The organism is Desulfovibrio sp. OH1186_COT-070 (assembly GCF_003860215.1).
In the GTDB taxonomy this organism is placed as follows: Bacteria; Desulfobacterota; Desulfovibrionia; order Desulfovibrionales; family Desulfovibrionaceae; genus Desulfovibrio.
The window spans coordinates 23,605-40,577 of the sequence record NZ_RQYH01000019.1 but is presented as its reverse complement, the minus strand read 5'-3'; the positions used below and the strand labels follow the sequence as shown (position 1 = coordinate 40,577).

The following is a 16,973-nucleotide window of genomic DNA, read 5'->3' as shown; positions in this document are numbered from 1 at the left end:
AGCTTTACAAGGCCCGGCACCTGATAGAGAACGCGTTCCTCCATTTGAAGCGATGGCGCGGCATTGCGACCCGATACGCGAAAAATGCAGCCTCATTCCTGGCCGCTATTCAGATCAGATGTATCTTTTTATGGGCCTCAATCTCGTGACGACACTATCCAGGGGAACGTGAACACGCACCAGGAAGATTAGGGATAATTCCGGAGTTGCCACGGGCCTTGCAGCCAAGATACTTTTTGGGGCGTATCGCTCACAAGGACCGCGCCAACTCCTGACGATAACCACGCCGCCTGGCTTGCTACGAAAAGTGCGAAAACTTCTGGACACTACCGTAATATGAAGCGAATAGAGGTAATCATGAAAGATGGAACATTGCGTATGTATGGAGGCGCATGGGGTGGACTGATTCCTCTGGTTATCCTGGTTGCAGGACTTGTCTGGCTTTCTGTCGAAGGCCGTGGCGGCACGAAACCTTTCTGGGCTTGTGTTTGGCTGGCCCTTGCTGGGGGGCTTTTCTGCGCGCGTGACAAGAAGGAATATTGTGAAGCGGCCATGCGCGGCATGGCTGACAAGACAGGTATTGTCATTGTGACGGCGTGGTTGTTTGCCGGTGTTTTTGGCAAACTCATGGCTGCAGGTGGTCTTGTCAACGGGCTTTTATGGATAGGAATGAGCACGGGAGCCCACGGGGCCGTATTTACCCTGTGCGTTTTTCTGGCGGCCATGCTTTTTTCCCTGGGCACGGGCACCAGCACGGGAACATGCATAGCTCTGACGCCCGTGCTCTATCCGGCCGGGTACTTTCTTGGTTCCGATCCGGTCATGCTCGGGCTGGCCATTCTGTCCGGTGCGGCCTTCGGGGACAATCTCGCTCCCATTTCCGACACGACCATTGTTTCGGCCTATACGCAGGGGGCGAGCATGCGCGATGTCGTGCGCTCCCGGTTTCCACTGTCCATGAGTGCCGCTGTCCTGGCTGGTGCGGTGTTTCTTCTCTTCGGTGGAGGGAGCGGGGCGGGTACGCTGCCCGAGATACAGGCAGACCTGAATCCTCTGGGAGCACTCATGCTGATGGCGCTGGTTGTTGTGGTGGCAGCGGCCCTGCGCGGACGTCATATCATTGAGGCGCTGATCTACGGCAACCTGTCCGGAGCGTTGATCGGCTTCTGCACAGGGACGCTCAAGCCTGCGGATCTTTTTTCTGTTCCCGCCAAGGCGGGCGGATCCACGGGTATTATCCAGGCGGGCATTGACGGCGTTGTGGGCGCCATCGTTTTTGCCGTTCTCATTCTGGCCGTGACGCAGATTCTTGTGGAATGCGGCGTTATGGGAAAAATTCTTGATTTCGCGCACAAAAGTGTGGTGACCACAGTGCGGCAGGCCGAACTCTTCATCGTCGGCGTGACGATTGCCGCATCCATACCCATTTCCGCCAATGCTCCGGCCGAACTTCTGGTGGGGCCGAGCCTGGTGCGCCCCATGGGTGAAAAATTCCGTCTGGCACCCGCGCGCAGAGCCAACCTCATGGACTGCGCGGTATGCACCATCTTTTTTCTTTTGCCTTGGCATATTGTTGTGGCCGCTTGGTATGCGGCTTTGAACTCCGCTGCGGAGAGTTACGGCATACCGGCTCCTCCCATCAGCTCCGCGCTCTGTAATCCCTATTCCTGGGCCTTGCTGGGGGTACTGCTCCTTTCTGTCATGACGGGATGGAACCGTCGGTTTGCTGGCCCCGAGGAAATGCCTGCCGAGGCAAAAGTGCAGGCTTGAATCCTTTGTTTTCGGCAACAAGATTGCCCGGAGACGTAGTTGGATTCCAAGATGGGCAAGGCCTGGAGATGCAGCAACCGGGTCTTGCCCATTACTGGCAGGAGGCAGCGAGGTCTGACCAGATTGCGGTTCGCAACAGCGTGGCCAACTCTGGTCTGCCCCGTTTCAGCATTGCCGGTCTCGCCGGGCAACCCGTTGACTTTGGCCGTGTCCGGGCCTACCTACAAGGAGTAGAAACGGAGGTTGCACCCCTTTGCATCAGGTTCAGACCTATGCCGAACAGGCCATCAGTTATATCAAGCAATGTCTGCTGGACGGAACTCTTGCTCCCGGCGATCCTGTTCGTGAAGTGGAGATTGCCGAGCATCTTGGCATCAGTCGGGGGCCGGTGCGCGAAGCCTTGCAGTCCTTGCAGCAGCAGGGACTGGTGACGGGTGTGCCGCAAAAGGCGCGCTTTATCCGCCATCTGACGCCCAAGGAAATTGAGGACAGTTATTGTTTGGGCGGAACCCTGGAGGGGGCGTGCATCGTACAGTCTCTGGCATTGTGGGGCGAGGCGGCCCTGACCGGACTGGAAGAAATTCTGCACGAGATGGAACGCCAGAGCCGCACGGCCAGAGGGCTCTCGGAGATGAGCGATATTGACGAGGCCTTTCACAATGCCCTGCTGTCGCGTTGCGACAACAGGCTGATGGTCAACACCGCGCGCAATTCCTGTGCGCATCTTTCCAAATTTCTGTACTACAACTGCTGGAATACCCTTTTTTCACCGCAGGAATTTCATGAGCGGCATTGCGTGATTTTCAGGGCGGTGTGCAGCAAAAATCCCCAACGTATCGAGGCCACCCTGCGAGAGCACTATGCCGAGTCGGGACGCCGCCTTGGCAAGGTCTGCGGTCTGCACAAGGAATAAACAGCCACCGGGCGATATCCCGCCATTGTCCCACATGTGCAACGTACTTTGCCGCCGGGGACAAAACCTCTGCCGCGCGGCTTTGCCGTCCGGCGGGTCACTCCAGATTGAGGATGACGGAAAACGCCTTGAAAAACACCGTGACCTTTTGCCCCGGGCTCAGGTTCAGCGGTTCTTCCCGGTTTTTGCCGTGCAGGACGCACACTTGGCTGCCGTCGGGCAGGGCCACCAGAATTTCCGCCGCCAGTTCGTCCTCGCGCACCCGTTCCACCACCCCGCTGAAGCAGTTTTCCGCCGGGGGAGATGTGTTGGAGGCGAGCTCTCCCTCCTGAATCAGCACCCAGGGAGCCTTGACGCTGGCATTGACCAGCTTGCCCTCCTCAAGGGCAAGGGCTTTGAAGCTTTCGTCAGTGATCAGGGCGACAACGGGCAGGTTGCCCGCAGTGCGCAGCGTCACTTCCACCAGCAGGCCGCTGCCGCGCAGACGCACGATGCGGCCCTGAAAAATATTGCGCGCGCTGGTTTTCATGGGGCGTTCCTTTTGTAATTGTTCGCGCAGCAGGCGCTGGGCTTCCTTGCGGTCGCAACGCACAATGCCCGCCTGGCCGGGAGCCTCGTTGCGGCCCAGAAAAATGTCGATCACCGGCAGCGGCAGGCCCTGGCGGCTCATTTCCAGCGCCCGGTTGCGGCGCAGGGCACGGGCGCTCAGCAAACCCGCCGGTATGCCGCAGGCAGCGGCACACTGATACAGGTAGCGGCGCACATAGCTGGAGTCGCAGCGCAGAAATTCGCCTTCTGCGGGAAAAAGCGCGGGATCTTCCAGCACGCGCAGCAGACGGCGGCTCACGGTCAGGGGCAGCGGCACTTCACGTGGCTGCGCTTCGTCGGTTCCGGGCACACGGACGATGCCCTCCCGCAAATCCAGATGCGCGCGTCTGACAGAAAATACCTCCACCAGGCGCAGCCCGGCGTAGCGCAGCAGCATGAAAATGAGCCACATGCGCAGGCGCGGCTGTTTTTCGCGGGGCCTTGCGGCTTTTTCCGCATGTTCCCAGAGCCAGGATTCCGCCGCCAGAAGCTCGCTCCGGCTCAGGCCGCCCGCATTCTGCAACAATGCCTTGGAGTCATGGCGCATGAGTCTCTGCCGCAGCCAAGCCCGGTCCGAGGAGGAAAGAGTGCGCAAAAGCGCGGCCATATGTTCGCGATGTCCGTTTTTCTGCATGGTCTTGTACCGTGTCTTTTCCCTGTATACAGAAAAATTCTGCAAAAGCACAACGGTCACGGTTTTTGCAAAAATGAGGACATGTTTGTGGCGGCACAGGGCCAAGGAGTATGCTTCTTTCGGGTGTCCTGTACCGCCCGTTTTCGCCACAAACCCGCATTTTTGGGAGGTATGCATGAAAAAGAGATTTTTTCCCCGGTTGGTGATGGCCCTGACCTGTGCTCTCCTGCTGCATCTTCCCGCGCACGCGGCAGAAGTGACCGTTTCCGCCGCAGCCAGTCTGACCAATGCCTTTACCGAACTCAAAAATCTGTTCGAGAAGCAGTACGAAGGGCTGAAGATCAACGTGAATTTTGCCGCCTCCAATCCGCTGCTCAAGCAGATGCAGGAGGGTGCGCCCGTGGACGTGTTTGCCTCTGCCGATCAGGCCACCATGAACAAGGCCGTGGAGGCCGGGCTGGTGGATGCGGCCACCCGCAAGGATTTTGCCCGCAATACGCTGGTGCTCATCGTGCCCGCCGGATCCGGAAAGCCGGGCAAACTGGCAGACATTTCCTCTCTGGGGCGGATTGCCGTGGGCAATCCCGACTCCGTGCCCGCAGGCCGCTATGCGCGGGAAGCTCTGACTTCCGCCGGACTCTGGGACGGCCTGCAAGCCCGCCTTGTCATGGGCAACAGTGTGCGGCAGGTGCTGGACTATGTGGCCCGCGGCGAGGTGGACGCGGGTTTTGTTTACGGAACCGATGCCAGGCAGATGGCCGACAAGGTTGACGTGGTCATGGTGGCGGAAGGGCATGCGCCCGTGACCTATCCCGTGGCTGTGGCCCGTACCGGCAGGAATGCCGTCATGGGCCAAGCTTTTGTGGACTTTGTGCTCTCGGGTGAGGGGCAGGAAGTTCTGGCCAAGTACGGTTTTGCCAGACCTTGAGGTCTGGTAAAGACTTTTGGGCCTTTGTGTGCCATACTGGTTTGCCGCACGGCCCGCATGCCGCGCGGCAAGCTTTTTCGGGGCGCATCTGCTGTGGAGAATGCTTTCGGGATGCGCCCTTGAAAGGGGGAACGCATGGATCTGGGGGGACTTTCCGTCTGGAGTCCGCTGGAGCTGTCGGTGCGCGTGGCCGGAGCGGCCACGGCCGTCTCCTTTGTGGCGGCCACGCTCACGGCCCGGCTGCTGGCGCACAAAAGCGGCCCCATGCCCGCCCTGCTGGACTCTCTCTGCACCCTGCCGCTGGTGTTGCCGCCCACGGTTCTGGGTTACTACCTCATTGTGCTGGTGGGGCGGCGCGGTGTTTTTGGGCAGGCGCTGGCAGAATGGGGAATAAACCTGATATTTTCCTGGCAAGGTGCGGTGGTTGCGGCCACAGTGGTGGTTTTTCCGCTTATCTACAAGTCGGCGCGCGCGTCTCTGGAGCAGGTGGATCGCCATCTGGAAGACGCGGCCCGCACCCTCGGCGCTTCGGAATGGCGTGTTTTTTTCAGCATTTCCCTGCCTCTGGCCTGGAAGGGAATTTTTGCGGGCATCATGCTGGCCTTTGCGCGGGGCATGGGCGAATTCGGGGCCACCCTGATGATTGCGGGCAATATTCCCGGCAAGACACAAACCTTGGCCCTGGCCATTTACGATGCCTTTCAGGCCGGTGAAGACCACCGCGCCACCTTTCTTGTGCTCATTACCTCGGCAGCCTGTGTGGCCCTGCTCCTGGTTGCGGAATTTCTGATGAAATTCGGGAGGCGGCGGGCGTGATCTCCCTGCGGCTGGTCAAGAATTTTCACAAAGGCTTGTCACCCTTCTGTCTGGACGTGGCTTTTGACATCGGCGCGGAATACAAGAGCGCGGTGTTTTTCGGACCTTCCGGGTCGGGAAAAAGCCTGACCATGCAGTGCCTGGCAGGGCTGATCCGCCCTGACGCGGGGCATATCCGCATCGGCGGCCGCACGCTGTACGACAACGCAAAAAATATCTGCGTGCCCGCGCAGCAAAGGCGCATCGGCTACATGTTTCAGGACTATGCGCTTTTTCCGCACCTCAGCCTTCTGCAGAACGTGGCCTATCCGCGCACGGGCCTTCTGCCCTGGCGTATGTCCAGGGCAGAAAGAGACAGGGCGCAGAACATGCTGGAAAGGCTGGGCATAGGACATCTTGCGGCCAGCCTGCCCGGGCAGATTTCCGGCGGCCAACGGCAGCGGGCGGCCTTGGCCCGCGCGCTCAATTCGGACCCCCGGCTGTTGTTGCTGGACGAGCCTTTTTCCGCTCTGGATCCCCTGTTGCGCGAAAGACTGCGTGAGGAATTGCAGGAACTTGTCGCCGGGCTGACCATTCCCGCCGTGATCATCAGTCACGATCCCGAAGATGTGGACTGCTTTGCCCGCTGCCTTGTTTTGTATGACCACGGCCGCGCCCGTCTGGTGGCCGATTATGCTGCCCGGCGCGCGGAATTTTTGTCAGCGGGCCAATGCCTGCGCAGCCTGCAGGATGCCGGTGCCATGACGGGCGGCGGAGCGGTTGCGCCGTGAGCGGCAGTACCTGTTTGCCGCCCGCAAGCGATTTTTTGCCCACAAGGCCCGGAGGGGGAGGGAGATTGCATGAAGGAAATCCATGTTGACAGCATCGCCTGCGTGGTGGCCGATCTGGCTGTGCGCGCCTGTTGCCGCCTGCCCGACAGCGCGGCAAATGCCTTGCGGCAGGCGCGGGAGAGCGAGATTTCACCCGTGGGCAGGGATATTCTGGACCAACTGCTGGAAAATGCCTCCATTGCCGCCTCTTCTGCCGTTCCGCTCTGCCAGGACACAGGCCTGGCCGTGATTTTTGCCGATGTCGGCCAGGACGTGCGCATTGTGGGTGGAGGCTTTGAGGAGGCTGTCAACGAGGGCGTGCGCCGCGGCTATGCGCAAGGCTGCCTGCGCATGTCCTGCGTGGCGGAGCCCCTGTTTGAGCGCCGCAATACCGGGGACAATACTCCGGCAGTCATCCATACCCGCCTTGTGCCCGGCGACAGTCTGCGCCTGCGGTTCGCGCCCAAGGGCGCGGGATCGGAAAACAAGAGCGTGCTCAAAATGCTTGTTCCGGCCGACGGCATGGACGGCGTGCGCAAAGTCGTGCTGGATGCGGTGCTGGCCGCGGGGCCGGATTCCTGTCCGCCCTTGGTGGTGGGCGTGGGTTTGGGGGGGACGATGGAGGTGGCGGCCCTCTGCGCCAAGCGGGCCGCGGCCCGCAGCCTCGAAAGCCGCAATGCCGATCCCCGCTATGCGGCCCTTGAAGACGAACTGCTGGAACTGGTCAACAGGAGCGGCATCGGGCCGCAGGGGCTGGGCGGCCTGACCACGGCCCTCAAGGTGCATGTGGAGTGGGCGTCAGCCCACATCGCCTCGTTGCCTGTGGCCGTCAACATGAATTGTCATGCGGCGCGCCATGCCGAAGCCGTGCTGTAGGCACGCGGCACGGAGCGGAGGGAATATGGAAAACACGGTGAAAAGAATCCGTGCCCCCTTTGACGAAGCCACGGCGCGCAGCCTTGCGGCTGGCGACAAAGTGCTCATTTCGGGCCGCGTGCTGGCTGCCCGCGATGCCGCGCACAAACGTCTGGTGGAGGCGCTGGATCGGGGCGAAGAGCCGCCCGTGGATCTGCGGGGAGCCGTGATCTATTATGTGGGGCCAAGCCCGGCCCCGCCGGGGCGGGTCATCGGGGCTGCGGGGCCGACCACCGCAGGACGTATGGATGCCTATACCCCGCGCCTGCTGGGGCAGGGCATCAGGGGCATGATCGGCAAGGGCAACCGCAGGCCGGAAGTGGTGGAGGCCATGAAAAGGCACGGCGTGCCCTATCTGGCCGCTGTGGGCGGAGCGGGCGCGCTCATTGCCCGCTGCATCAGAAAGTACACGGTGCTGGCCTATGGCGACCTTGGGCCGGAGGCCCTCGCGCTTATGGAAGTGGAGGATTTCCCCGCCATTGTGGTCATTGATGCCGCGGGCGGCAATCGGTATGAGAGCGGGCAGGCGCTGTACCGCAGGCTGTAGCCCCGCCAACCGCCTGATTTCGGGCCGCTGTGCCGAGGGTCCGCAGCGTCCGGCGGTGCGTTTGTGCGGCTTCAGGGCTGCTACGAGCGCAGCCACTCGTCGTCTTCGCCGTCGTCGTACTGGTCGAGAAGGGTGCGCAGGGCGCGGGAGCCGACAGCCTCAATATCTGTCCATTCCAGTTGGGTCTGGCTTTCTTCCCAGTTCAGTTCTTTCTGGAAAAACAGACGGACGGCATATCCCTTTTCGCAACTTTCCTGACAAAACCCCAGTTTTTTCGCCAGAAAAACATGCGGCAGGGAGGAGGGCGGCGCGGCGCTGGGGGCCAGAAAGAAAAGGTAGACAGGCTTGGCGGAAAGGGGCGTGCTGGCGATTTCTCCGGGCAGGCAGGCGCAGGCCCCGCCCGCAGAAAGGTCGATGAGGTGCAGGGCCTTGGGATTTTTTTTGTAGCAGGCCGCAATCATGTCGCGCAAGTCGGCCTTGGTTTCCGGCGGGGTGGTCACAATGGTGGCGCCGGCCAGCCGGCTGCGTTCTCTGCCCCAGGGAACGCGCTTGTCGCGTCGCATCTTGCGGGTGACGAACGTGCGCGGCAGACGCAGGGAAATGAAGCGCAAGGCTTCCTTTGTGCCGCTTTTGGTGCCGAGAATGATGGCTGTGCCTTGAAAGCCCACGCGCTCCACCATCTCAGGAGAGCTTTCGTGCTCCAGACAGAAGAAAAATTCTCCGTTGCCCTCATAGCCCTTGGGCTTGTCGGGCAGGACTTTCATGTCGCGGATGAGAAACTGGGCGTCCCGCCCCTCCACGCTGCGAAAGCGGCCATAGAAGATCAGATCCGTGGGTTTTCCTTCCCAGCGCACGCAACACTTGAGACGAACCGTGACCCTCTGGCGCAGAGCCGTGGCAAAGGCGTCAAAATGGCCGGAGTTCCAGAGGGAGAATGTCGAGTCAAGCATGGAGCACATGGTTTGTGATAGTGGGGATATACCCTCCTGTCAAGGCAGGAAAGCGGGTGAGGAGTTGGATGAATGTCTCAGGAAGGTTGCCCACGGCAGGGAAGAAAAGAGGCGTATCCGCTGTGGCTGCGCCGCTGAAGCGGGGAGAGCGGCTTTGGGGTGGTCAGTCGGCCTTGGGGGCCAGCCCCTGGCTCTGCCCGAAGATGATCAACTCCATCCAGTCCAGGCCAAAGTCCAGGAGAGCTTCGTCTCCGTGCAGGCTGTCTTCCATGGCGGCTTGCCTGCGCTCTGCTGAAAGATCCAGCCGGTCGCAAACGCGCATGGCGGTGAGAAACTGGCGGAACTTGTCCATCTGGAAAAGGGCAAGAACGCACATGGTGGCCATGCGGGATTCCAGAGGGCTGCCCGTGGCCCGCACCAGGGACATGAGGCGCATGTATTTGTCGTTGGAAGCGTTGAAGGGCTGGAGTTCCTGATGGGCGAGCCACTGTGCGGCGGTGCGCTCCGTGCCTGTGTCAAAGCCGCGGCAATGGTCCTCGCGAACCACAAAAAAGCGTTCGGCCACGCCCTCGCTGGCAATTTTTGTGCCGCGTCCCAGAGGATAAAAGCGGCACGCTCCGGGGCGGTCATCGTAGACCGCGCAGCCCGCGGGCGTCACAAAGGGACAGAGTTCGTCGGGGCCGTCCAGCATGCGCAGCATGGGCAGGGGAAAGCCCGTGTCCGGAAAGGAGCGCATGGTGGCAAAAGTGCCGAGAAAAGCCTCGCTGCCCATGCCCAGATGGCGGCACAGGCGCAGCACATCGTACGGCGTGAGGGGCAGGGTCAGTTCCGCACAGCAGCGGTTGAAGCAGGGCACTTCCGGATTGCAGTCAAAGCAGAAGGTCTTGCCGTTGGGCAGTTCCGGCAGACTTTCCAGAAGCTCGCGGCTGGCATCGGTGGACATGAAGACTCCCTGAAACGGCAGCGGCCGGTACCGGTGCGCGTTGTCCGCACGTGGCGGGGTCAGATGACCTTGTTCAGCGCGTATTCGATAATGCCTTCCGCTCCGGCGGAGCGCAGGCGGGGGATGAGATCGCGCACCACGTCAATGTTCACCACCGCTTCCACCGCGAGCCAGCGCTGGTCGCGCAGGGGCGAAACCGTGGGCGAATTAAGGGAGGGCAGCATTTCAAGGATGGCGGGCAGGTTGTCGGCAGGGGCGTTCATTTTGAGGGCCACCAGATTTTCCGCCCTGAGCGCGCCTTGCAAAAGCAGATCCAGCTGGCTGATCTTGGCGCGTCTGGCGGGGTCGTTCCAGGCGTCATTGTTGGCGATGAGCACCGGATGGGAAACCATGACCTCATCAATGATGCGCAGGCCGTGGGCGCGGATGGTGGTGCCGGTTTCCGTAACCTCCACAATGCCGTCGGCCAGCCCTTCCACCACCTTGGCCTCGGTGGCCCCCCAGGAGTAGAAAACGTCCACTTCGATGCCTTTTTCGGCAAAGTAGCGCCGGGTCAGCCCCTCTATTTCGGTGGCAACGCGCTTGCCTTGGAGGTCGGCGGGCGTACGGTAGGGCGAGTCGCCCGCCACGGCCAGCACCCAGCGGCAGGGCCGGTTGGACGTTTTGGAATAGACGAGATCCGAAATCCGGATGACCATGTTTTCATGGCCTCCTTCCACCAGCCAGTCCAGGCCCACAATGCCCGCATCCAGCACCCCCGCCTGGACATAGCCCCCGATTTCCTGCACACGGCACAGGGAGGCGCTGATCTGCGGGTCATTGATGTCGGGAAAATAGTTGCGGGCATGTTTGCGGATTTTCCATCCGGCCCGCTCGAACAGGTCTATGGTGGCGTCTTCCAGCGAGCCCTTGGGCACGCCGAGCTTGAGCAGGGGTTTTGTTTCGTTGGGCATGACAGTTTCCTCTATCCGCCGTACACGTCCTTGGGGTCAAAAACGCGGGGAGAGCACTCCCGCGGGCTTCCGTCCTTCCATTCCCGGTAAAAGCAGGAGCGCCGTCCGGTATGGCAGGCGGCTCCCCCCTCCTGCTCCACCAGCAGGAGGATGGCGTCACTGTCGCAATCCAGACGCACGGAGCGCACTTTCTGCACATTTCCCGATGTCGCGCCCTTGTGCCACAACTGGTTGCGGCTGCGGCTCCAGTAGTGGACCTCTCCGGTCTGGAGCGTTTTTTGCCAGGCTTCCTCGTTCATATAGGCCAGCATGAGCACGTCACCGCTGCGATGGTCCTGGGCCACGGCGGGCAGCAGTCCCTTGGAGAAATCGGGAGCAAAAGGAGGAGTGCGGGGCACGCTCATGGAAAAATCCTCGGCAAGGAAGGTACGGCAGCTTTTTACGATAGCCGCAAGCGACGCCGGATGCAAGCCGGAAAATCCGCCCGTGCCCGCGATGTGCCGTGCACTCTGCTCGCTGTCCGATGTGGGCAAAGCCGGATTCGCGGCCTTGCGCCGAAAGTATGGGGCATCCCTGACCGTGGGGGCTCGGGGAAGCTTGCGCATCCCGGCCCGCTGTGGCATGCTTTTGTGCAGCATTTCTTTTTTTCTTCACCGCAGCCTCTGCCATTGGCGGAGCACTCCGGCGGGGATGCACTCCGGTTTTCGGGAAAGGACGTATGACAGAATCCATCCGCCAAGATGCGGACACAGGCGCGGCAGGCGAACATTTTTCTTTTTGTGAACCCCGGGATGCCCTGCCGCCGACATCGCTGGAAGCTTTGCCCGAGGGCATACGTTCTGCCTGCGCCCGCGCGGGCTGGCAAACCCTCATGCCGGTGCAGTCGCTGGCTCTGCCCTATCTGTTGGCCGGGCGCGACATCATGGTGCAGTCCCGCACGGGCAGCGGCAAGACAGGCTGCTACCTGTTGCCCCTTCTGCCCTGTCTTGATCCGGAGTTGAAGGCTCCCCAGGCTCTTGTGCTTGCCCCCACGCGCGAACTCGCCCTTCAGGTGGAGCGGGAAGCTGCGACCATTTTTGACGGAACGGGCATCCAGACCATCGCCGTATACGGCGGGGTGGGCTACAAAAAGCAGATGGACGCCCTGCGCGACGGGGCGCAGCTTGTGGTGGGCACGCCCGGCCGCGTTCTGGATCATCTGCTGCGCCGCACCCTCTGTCTGGACCGTTTGCGGGTTCTGGTCTTTGACGAGGCAGACCGCATGCTTTCCATCGGATTTTATCCGGACATGAAGGAAATCCAGCGGTATCTGCCCCAACGCCCCCTCCACACCTGTCTTTTTTCCGCCACCTATCCGCCGCATGTGCTCAGACTTGCGCAGGAGTTCATGACAGACGCGTCCATGCTCTCCCTCTCACAGAAAGAAGTGCATGTGGCCGCCGTGCAGCACCTCTTTTGCGAGGTGAAGCCCATGGACAAGGACCGCGCGCTGGTGCGCCTGCTGGAAACGGAAAATCCCGCTTCCGCCATCATTTTTTGCAATACCAAGGCCAATGTCCATTATCTGACCGGGGTGTTGCGGGGTTTTGGCTACAATGCAGACGAACTGTCGGCGGATATTTCCCAAGCGCGCCGCGAAAGTGTTCTGGAAAAAGTCCGTCAGGGCAGGCTGCAATATCTGGTGGCTACGGATGTGGCCGCGCGCGGCATTGACATTCCCCAGCTTTCGCACGTCTTTTTGTATGAGCCGCCGGAAGATCACGAAAGCTACATCCACCGCGCGGGCCGCACCGGCCGGGCCGGAGCTGCGGGCACGGTGATTTCTCTGGTGGATGTCATGCAGCGCATGGAGCTTGACCGCATTGCCCGGCACTATTCCATCGCGCTCACGCCCCTTCCCCTGCCTACAGACGAAGACGTGGCCCAGATTGTGGGCGCGCGCCTCACCGCGCTGCTGGAGGCGCGTTTCCGCACTCTTACCGGGCTGGAGCGCATGCGCGTGAGCCGCTACGGGCGGCTGGCTGCGGAACTGGCCAATGAGGAAGAGGAAGACAATCTGCTTCTGCTGGCCATGCTGCTGGACGCCAGCCATCAGGAAAGCCTGCGCGAAAGCCGCTTTCCCGACGGTGTTCCGATGGAGAAAAAGGAAGGCACGGCGGGCGGCAAAAGCCGCAGGGCCAGAAGCGGCAAGGCCAGGGAGCGGAAGCATGCGGATGTCCCGGAGGCGCCGGGTGGGGAGGCCAGGGCCGATGCCCGGCGCCCCGAAGGCGAAGCCGCGGGCCGGCGTCGCCGCTCCTCGCGTCGGCGGAACAGGGCAAAGGCGGGATCTCCGGAGGCCGCCCCACAGGAATAGGCAGGACTTTTCCTGCGCCGCCTGGCCGGACATCTCCGGCAGGACACGTTTTTCCCCCCAACGGCCATGCACAGCAGCACTCCACAGCCTGAAAGCGCACAATGTTCTCCCCTTGCGGTGTCCGCGTCCGTTGTGGACGCGGCGTTGGACAAGTTCGCGGCCCTTCTGGCAGACGCGGACTACGTGCAGGAACTGGAAATCCTGAAAGTGGGGCGGATGCACTTTCTGCGCCGCCGCCAGATGATCACGGAACTGACCGGACTGTACATGGCCCTCTGGCGGCTGGCCTTGGGGCGTTCTTTCCCGCAGGATGCCCACCGCATGTTCGAGATGTTTCTGGAGCGTTATGGCCGGGAAAATCCGGGCAGGCGTTCTGCCCATGTTCTTGAGCGGGCACGCGAATACTGGAGCATGCTCGCGCCGCAGGGCGATGCGGATTTCAGCCCCGTGGCCCGGCATCTGACCTCATTTTCCACGCGCGATGCGGCCCACGCCAAAAGCATGGATCTCAAGCTTGTTCTGCACATTCGCAAATTCTACAATCTGATTTTCGAGCGGCTCATATGACGGGGAGATGCCCCGGCGCGAGCGTTCGCGGCAGGCGAAAATGAATATCGTGCATTCGGTGGCAGCCTTGGGCGGTTTTGCGGGCACGGGCCTGACCATCGGCAATTTTGACGGCCTGCATCTGGGGCATCAGGCTCTTGTGCGCCGCACTCTGGACGTCTGCCGTCTCAAGGGCCTGACCCCGGTGGTCATGACCTTCTGGCCGCATCCGCGCCAGGTGCTTTTTCCCGACAGGGGGCATGTGCCCCTGACCAGCCGCGAGGATCGCCTGAGCCTTCTTTGGGGCATGGGCGTGCCCCATGTACTGGAATTGCCCTTCACCCGCGAACTGGCGTCACTGGATGCTGCGGATTTTGCGCGCACGCACTTTGCGCCCATGCGGTTGCGCCATCTGGTGGTAGGGCACGATTTTTCCCTGGGGCGCGACCGTGGCGGGCAGGTGCCCGTACTGCGGCAATTGGGCGGCCAGTGGAGCTTTGCCGTGGAGCGGCTGGAAGCCGTTGCCGCCGGGGAGGGGCTTGTGGTCAGTTCCACAGCCCTGCGTCAGCTCATTGCCCGGGGGGATGTGGCGCAGGCGGCGAAACTTCTGGGCCGCTGCCACAGTTTCTGCGGGAAAGTGGTGCACGGTGACGGGCGCGGCAGAACTTTGGGTTTTCCCACGGCCAATCTGCACTGCGGCGCAGTGGTCTTGCCTGCGGAAGGCGTATATGCCACCCGCGCTCATGTGAACGGGCATGTGTGGCCCGCAGCAACCAGCATCGGGCACAAGCCCAGTTTTGGCGGCACACGGGTGGGCGTGGAGACGTTTCTGCTGGAAGGCGGGCAGGATCTGTACGGCTGTACCATGCGCCTGGAATTTGTGGCGCGCCTGCGGGCAGAACGGCGCTTTGACTCTGTGGAGGCCCTTGTCCGCCAGATTGCGGACGATGTGGTCGTAGCCCGCAATGTGCTTGCTGCAAGCGAAAATGCATCAGGCACAGGGTTTCTGCCCTGCGCCTGATGCCGGAACTTCCCTTTCAGCCCACCAGCCGCCAGTAGGGCAGGGCCACCCAGGCAACAAAAGGCCCGGCCAGCGCCATGCGCAGCGCCATGACCAGCAGCATGTCCCGGAATCTGATGTAGCCCGTGCTGAAGAAGAGCAGATAGAGGGCGTATTCGTAGGGAAAGAGGATGTTGTCCAGGCCGTACTGAAAGGCGAAGTACAGGTGGTGCGGATCCATGCCCATGCGCAGGCCGAGTTCCGCCACAGGCGCGGAAAGCGTGGACACCGCCCCCAGAGGCGTGAGCACAAAGTCCGCAATGACGCCGATGAGGTAGGCATAGAACGTGGCCAGGGTCGGCCCCGCATTGCCGAACAGGGGCAGTACCAGATCGGCCAGCCAGTTGGTGACCTTGAGGTCTCCGCCCACCGCGCCGATGGACATGCTGCCCATGATGAAGAAGAGCGGGGCAAAGTTGACCGTGGAAATACGCTCCCCGTCCAGAAGGCCCACGCCGGGCAGAAAGGCGCAGGCGGTGATGAGCATCAGCACGCTGCCCGCGCTGACATGATGCCACCTGTCGGTGGCCAGCAGCAGCACCGTAAGGCCGAGCAGCAGGAGCGCGCGCTTTTGTTCGGCAGTGACCGGGCCGAGCTGCACATATTTTTCCTGCACCACGGGACGCAGATCAGCCCTGCCGCCCGGCGTGCGCAGAACGCAGAGCGCCAGCCCCATGGACATGAGCGTATAGAGCATGGCCGGCAGGCAGTTGAATTTGGCGTACTCCATCCACGACGTGCTTCCGCCCGTGACCTTGTCCACCAGACCCATGCCCATCACAAGATCGGCGCCTCCGGTCAGGTAACCCAGTTTGGTGGAGCTTACCGCCAGGCATGTGCCCAGCACAATGAGCGTGGCTTCGCGGCTCTTGGGTTTGAAATCCAGAGCGGCGCACAGGCTGAGGGCCACAGCGCAGAAAATGGCTCCCTTGCCGATGATGGACGGTACCAGCGGTGCCAGCAGGGCAGCGCCGAGGGTCATGCCCGCCAGTGCCCCGGCAAGGCTGCTGCCGGTGAGCCTGACGCAGGTCAGGGCGATGCGCTGGCCAAGCCCCGTGGCCTGGATGATCTTGCCGAGACAGAAGCCGCCAATGACAATGATGCCCACTTCGGACAGCCAGGGCGAGAAGGCCACTTTCTGCCCCACCCCGCACGCCAGAACATAAAGAATGGGCAGCAAAAGGCCCACGGCCACTTCATTGAGGGTGTTGAAGCTCCAGGCCATGATGGCCCAGAGCGTGACAGCCAGAAAGGCGATCATGGGCGTGGTAAGGACTTCGCTGCGGGGCAGGAAAAAATGGACGGCCAGGGGCAGGGCCAGGGATGCGGCCCATGTTGCCAGCATGCCTGGGGTGAAGTCGGAGGTTTTCAGCATGGGGGTTCCTGGGGCTGGAGTGAACTGCGCGGTGTGCGGCTCAGCATGTCTGCCAGCGCGTCGCGGGCCTGGTCGGCGTCCATGCCCATGCGGGGGGCAAGCCGGGGCAGGTTTGCCACGGCATCACAGGGGCGTACATAGAGCGGCTCCACATCCTTGTCTTCATATTCCGCATGGCGGGCCAGCAGGCGCAAGGCCAAAATATCGGGGACAGTCAGACGCGGCAGGGCCAGCAGGGCGACTCCGGGAGCCGGAGGAACGAGATTCATGCCGTCAAGCGACTGAAAAATATGGGCATTGCGGGCAAGACCGCTGCCGCAGACCAATACGCGTTTCTGCTTCGCGCTGTCTGTTTGCAGGCTTTGGGTAATGCGGCGCAGGGCTTCCTCCGGCGGGCAGAGGTCCGTGTCGCACAGCGGCTGCGGCGGAATTTGCGGCCCGTAGGAGAGAAAGGTGCGGCAGTGCACCAACTGCCGCCGCGCATGGGTCAGCGTCCAGACAAAGTTTCCGTAGGGCAGGTTGTGCTGCTGTGCGGCGCTGGCGGCCAGAGCCTGCATCAGGTCAAGGCCCGCTGTCTTGGCCTGCCCGGTGCGCCGCAGGGCTGCTGCGGTGGCCAGCGTCAGGCGAATGCCCGTAAAGGAACCCGGCCCGTTGACGCAGGCAATGCGGCGAAAAGCCGGGAGAGAGAGCTTCAGCGCGCCGCATATCTGGGCCAGAGCCGGAGCCAGGATTTCCGTGGCGCGGTCGGCCGTATGCCAGGACTGGGCGCAGAGTGTTTCATCGCCATCGCTGACAATGATCTGCAAAACGCCCTCGGTGGCGTTGAGAACAAGTTCTGTTCCGGTGCTTGCGCAGGTCATGGCTTCTCTGTTG

General features: G+C 61.9%; 17 protein-coding genes and 1 pseudogene. 11 read left to right on the top strand and 7 right to left on the bottom strand.

Annotated elements, in window-relative coordinates:
- The 3 genes and pseudogenes from EII23_RS07685 to EII23_RS07675 form a co-directional block, all read left to right on the top strand.
- Positions 1–149 (top strand): annotated as a pseudogene (locus EII23_RS07685) (IS5/IS1182 family transposase); the annotation flags it as partial.
- A gap of 208 nt (positions 150–357) precedes the next feature.
- Positions 358–1,770 (top strand): Na+/H+ antiporter NhaC family protein, encoded by a 1,413-nt coding sequence (locus EII23_RS07680; protein ID WP_124792805.1) that lies wholly within the window; start codon positions 358–360, stop codon positions 1,768–1,770.
- Between the two features lie 253 nt (positions 1,771–2,023).
- Entirely contained in the window at positions 2,024–2,683 is a 660-nt protein-coding gene (locus tag EII23_RS07675; RefSeq protein WP_124792804.1) for a GntR family transcriptional regulator, read from the top strand.
- 97 nt (positions 2,684–2,780) lie between these two features.
- On the opposite strand, the gene EII23_RS07670 is transcribed toward EII23_RS07675, so the two are convergent.
- Complete coding sequence (locus EII23_RS07670) at positions 2,781–4,082, bottom strand: TOBE domain-containing protein (RefSeq protein ID WP_260424639.1); 1,302 nt, start codon at positions 4,080–4,082, stop codon at positions 2,781–2,783.
- Here EII23_RS07670 and modA point away from each other — a divergent pair.
- From modA to EII23_RS07645, 5 genes are all read left to right on the top strand, one after another.
- On the top strand, positions 4,081–4,833 hold the full coding sequence (gene modA / locus EII23_RS07665; RefSeq protein ID WP_124792803.1) for a molybdate ABC transporter substrate-binding protein: 753 nt from the start codon (positions 4,081–4,083) through the stop codon (positions 4,831–4,833). The two genes, EII23_RS07670 and modA, sit on opposite strands and share 2 nt — an antisense overlap.
- Before the next feature lie 135 nt (positions 4,834–4,968).
- Entirely contained in the window at positions 4,969–5,649 is a 681-nt protein-coding gene (modB, locus tag EII23_RS07660) for a molybdate ABC transporter permease subunit (RefSeq protein WP_124792802.1), read from the top strand.
- Entirely contained in the window at positions 5,646–6,419 is a 774-nt protein-coding gene (locus tag EII23_RS13580; RefSeq protein WP_124792801.1) for an ATP-binding cassette domain-containing protein, read from the top strand. Before modB ends, EII23_RS13580 begins: the two co-directional genes overlap by 4 nt.
- Before the next feature lie 69 nt (positions 6,420–6,488).
- Positions 6,489–7,334 carry a fumarate hydratase gene (locus EII23_RS07650; protein ID WP_124792800.1) on the top strand — a complete coding sequence of 282 codons (846 nt, stop codon included), beginning with the start codon at positions 6,489–6,491 and terminating at the stop codon, positions 7,332–7,334.
- A gap of 25 nt (positions 7,335–7,359) precedes the next feature.
- Positions 7,360–7,920, top strand: a complete 561-nt coding sequence (locus EII23_RS07645) for a Fe-S-containing hydro-lyase (RefSeq protein ID WP_124792799.1) — start codon at positions 7,360–7,362, stop codon at positions 7,918–7,920.
- 80 nt (positions 7,921–8,000) lie between these two features.
- Here the strand turns inward: EII23_RS07645 and EII23_RS07640 are convergent, their stop codons facing one another.
- The 4 genes from EII23_RS07640 to hisI form a co-directional block, all read right to left on the bottom strand.
- The gene (locus EII23_RS07640; protein ID WP_124792798.1) at positions 8,001–8,870 is read right to left on the bottom strand and encodes a hypothetical protein; all 870 of its coding nucleotides are present in this window, start codon (positions 8,868–8,870) and stop codon (positions 8,001–8,003) included.
- Between the two features lie 163 nt (positions 8,871–9,033).
- Positions 9,034–9,813: a YkgJ family cysteine cluster protein gene (locus tag EII23_RS07635; RefSeq protein WP_124792797.1), complete on the bottom strand. Its 780-nt coding sequence runs from the start codon at positions 9,811–9,813 to the stop codon at positions 9,034–9,036.
- Between the two features lie 59 nt (positions 9,814–9,872).
- Complete coding sequence (gene hisG / locus EII23_RS07630) at positions 9,873–10,766, bottom strand: ATP phosphoribosyltransferase (protein ID WP_124792796.1); 894 nt, start codon at positions 10,764–10,766, stop codon at positions 9,873–9,875.
- A gap of 11 nt (positions 10,767–10,777) precedes the next feature.
- The gene (gene hisI / locus EII23_RS07625) at positions 10,778–11,170 is read right to left on the bottom strand and encodes a phosphoribosyl-AMP cyclohydrolase (protein WP_124792807.1); all 393 of its coding nucleotides are present in this window, start codon (positions 11,168–11,170) and stop codon (positions 10,778–10,780) included.
- 314 nt (positions 11,171–11,484) lie between these two features.
- On the opposite strand from hisI, the gene EII23_RS07620 reads away from it, so the two are divergent.
- From EII23_RS07620 to EII23_RS07610, 3 genes are all read left to right on the top strand, one after another.
- On the top strand, positions 11,485–13,119 hold the full coding sequence (locus EII23_RS07620) for a DEAD/DEAH box helicase (protein ID WP_124792795.1): 1,635 nt from the start codon (positions 11,485–11,487) through the stop codon (positions 13,117–13,119).
- A 66-nt stretch (positions 13,120–13,185) separates the two neighbouring features.
- Positions 13,186–13,686 (top strand): hypothetical protein, encoded by a 501-nt coding sequence (locus tag EII23_RS07615; RefSeq protein ID WP_124792794.1) that lies wholly within the window; start codon positions 13,186–13,188, stop codon positions 13,684–13,686.
- A 40-nt stretch (positions 13,687–13,726) separates the two neighbouring features.
- Positions 13,727–14,686 (top strand): bifunctional riboflavin kinase/FAD synthetase, encoded by a 960-nt coding sequence (locus EII23_RS07610; protein ID WP_124792793.1) that lies wholly within the window; start codon positions 13,727–13,729, stop codon positions 14,684–14,686.
- A 16-nt stretch (positions 14,687–14,702) separates the two neighbouring features.
- On the opposite strand, the gene EII23_RS07605 is transcribed toward EII23_RS07610, so the two are convergent.
- Together EII23_RS07605 and tsaB are read right to left on the bottom strand one after the other, a co-directional pair.
- Positions 14,703–16,100, bottom strand: coding sequence for an SLC13 family permease (locus EII23_RS07605; RefSeq protein WP_124792792.1), 1,398 nt, complete (start codon positions 16,098–16,100; stop codon positions 14,703–14,705).
- Complete coding sequence (gene tsaB, locus EII23_RS07600; protein WP_124792791.1) at positions 16,094–16,960, bottom strand: tRNA (adenosine(37)-N6)-threonylcarbamoyltransferase complex dimerization subunit type 1 TsaB; 867 nt, start codon at positions 16,958–16,960, stop codon at positions 16,094–16,096. Before tsaB ends, EII23_RS07605 begins: the two co-directional genes overlap by 7 nt.
- Between the last annotated feature and the right edge of the window lie 13 nt (positions 16,961–16,973).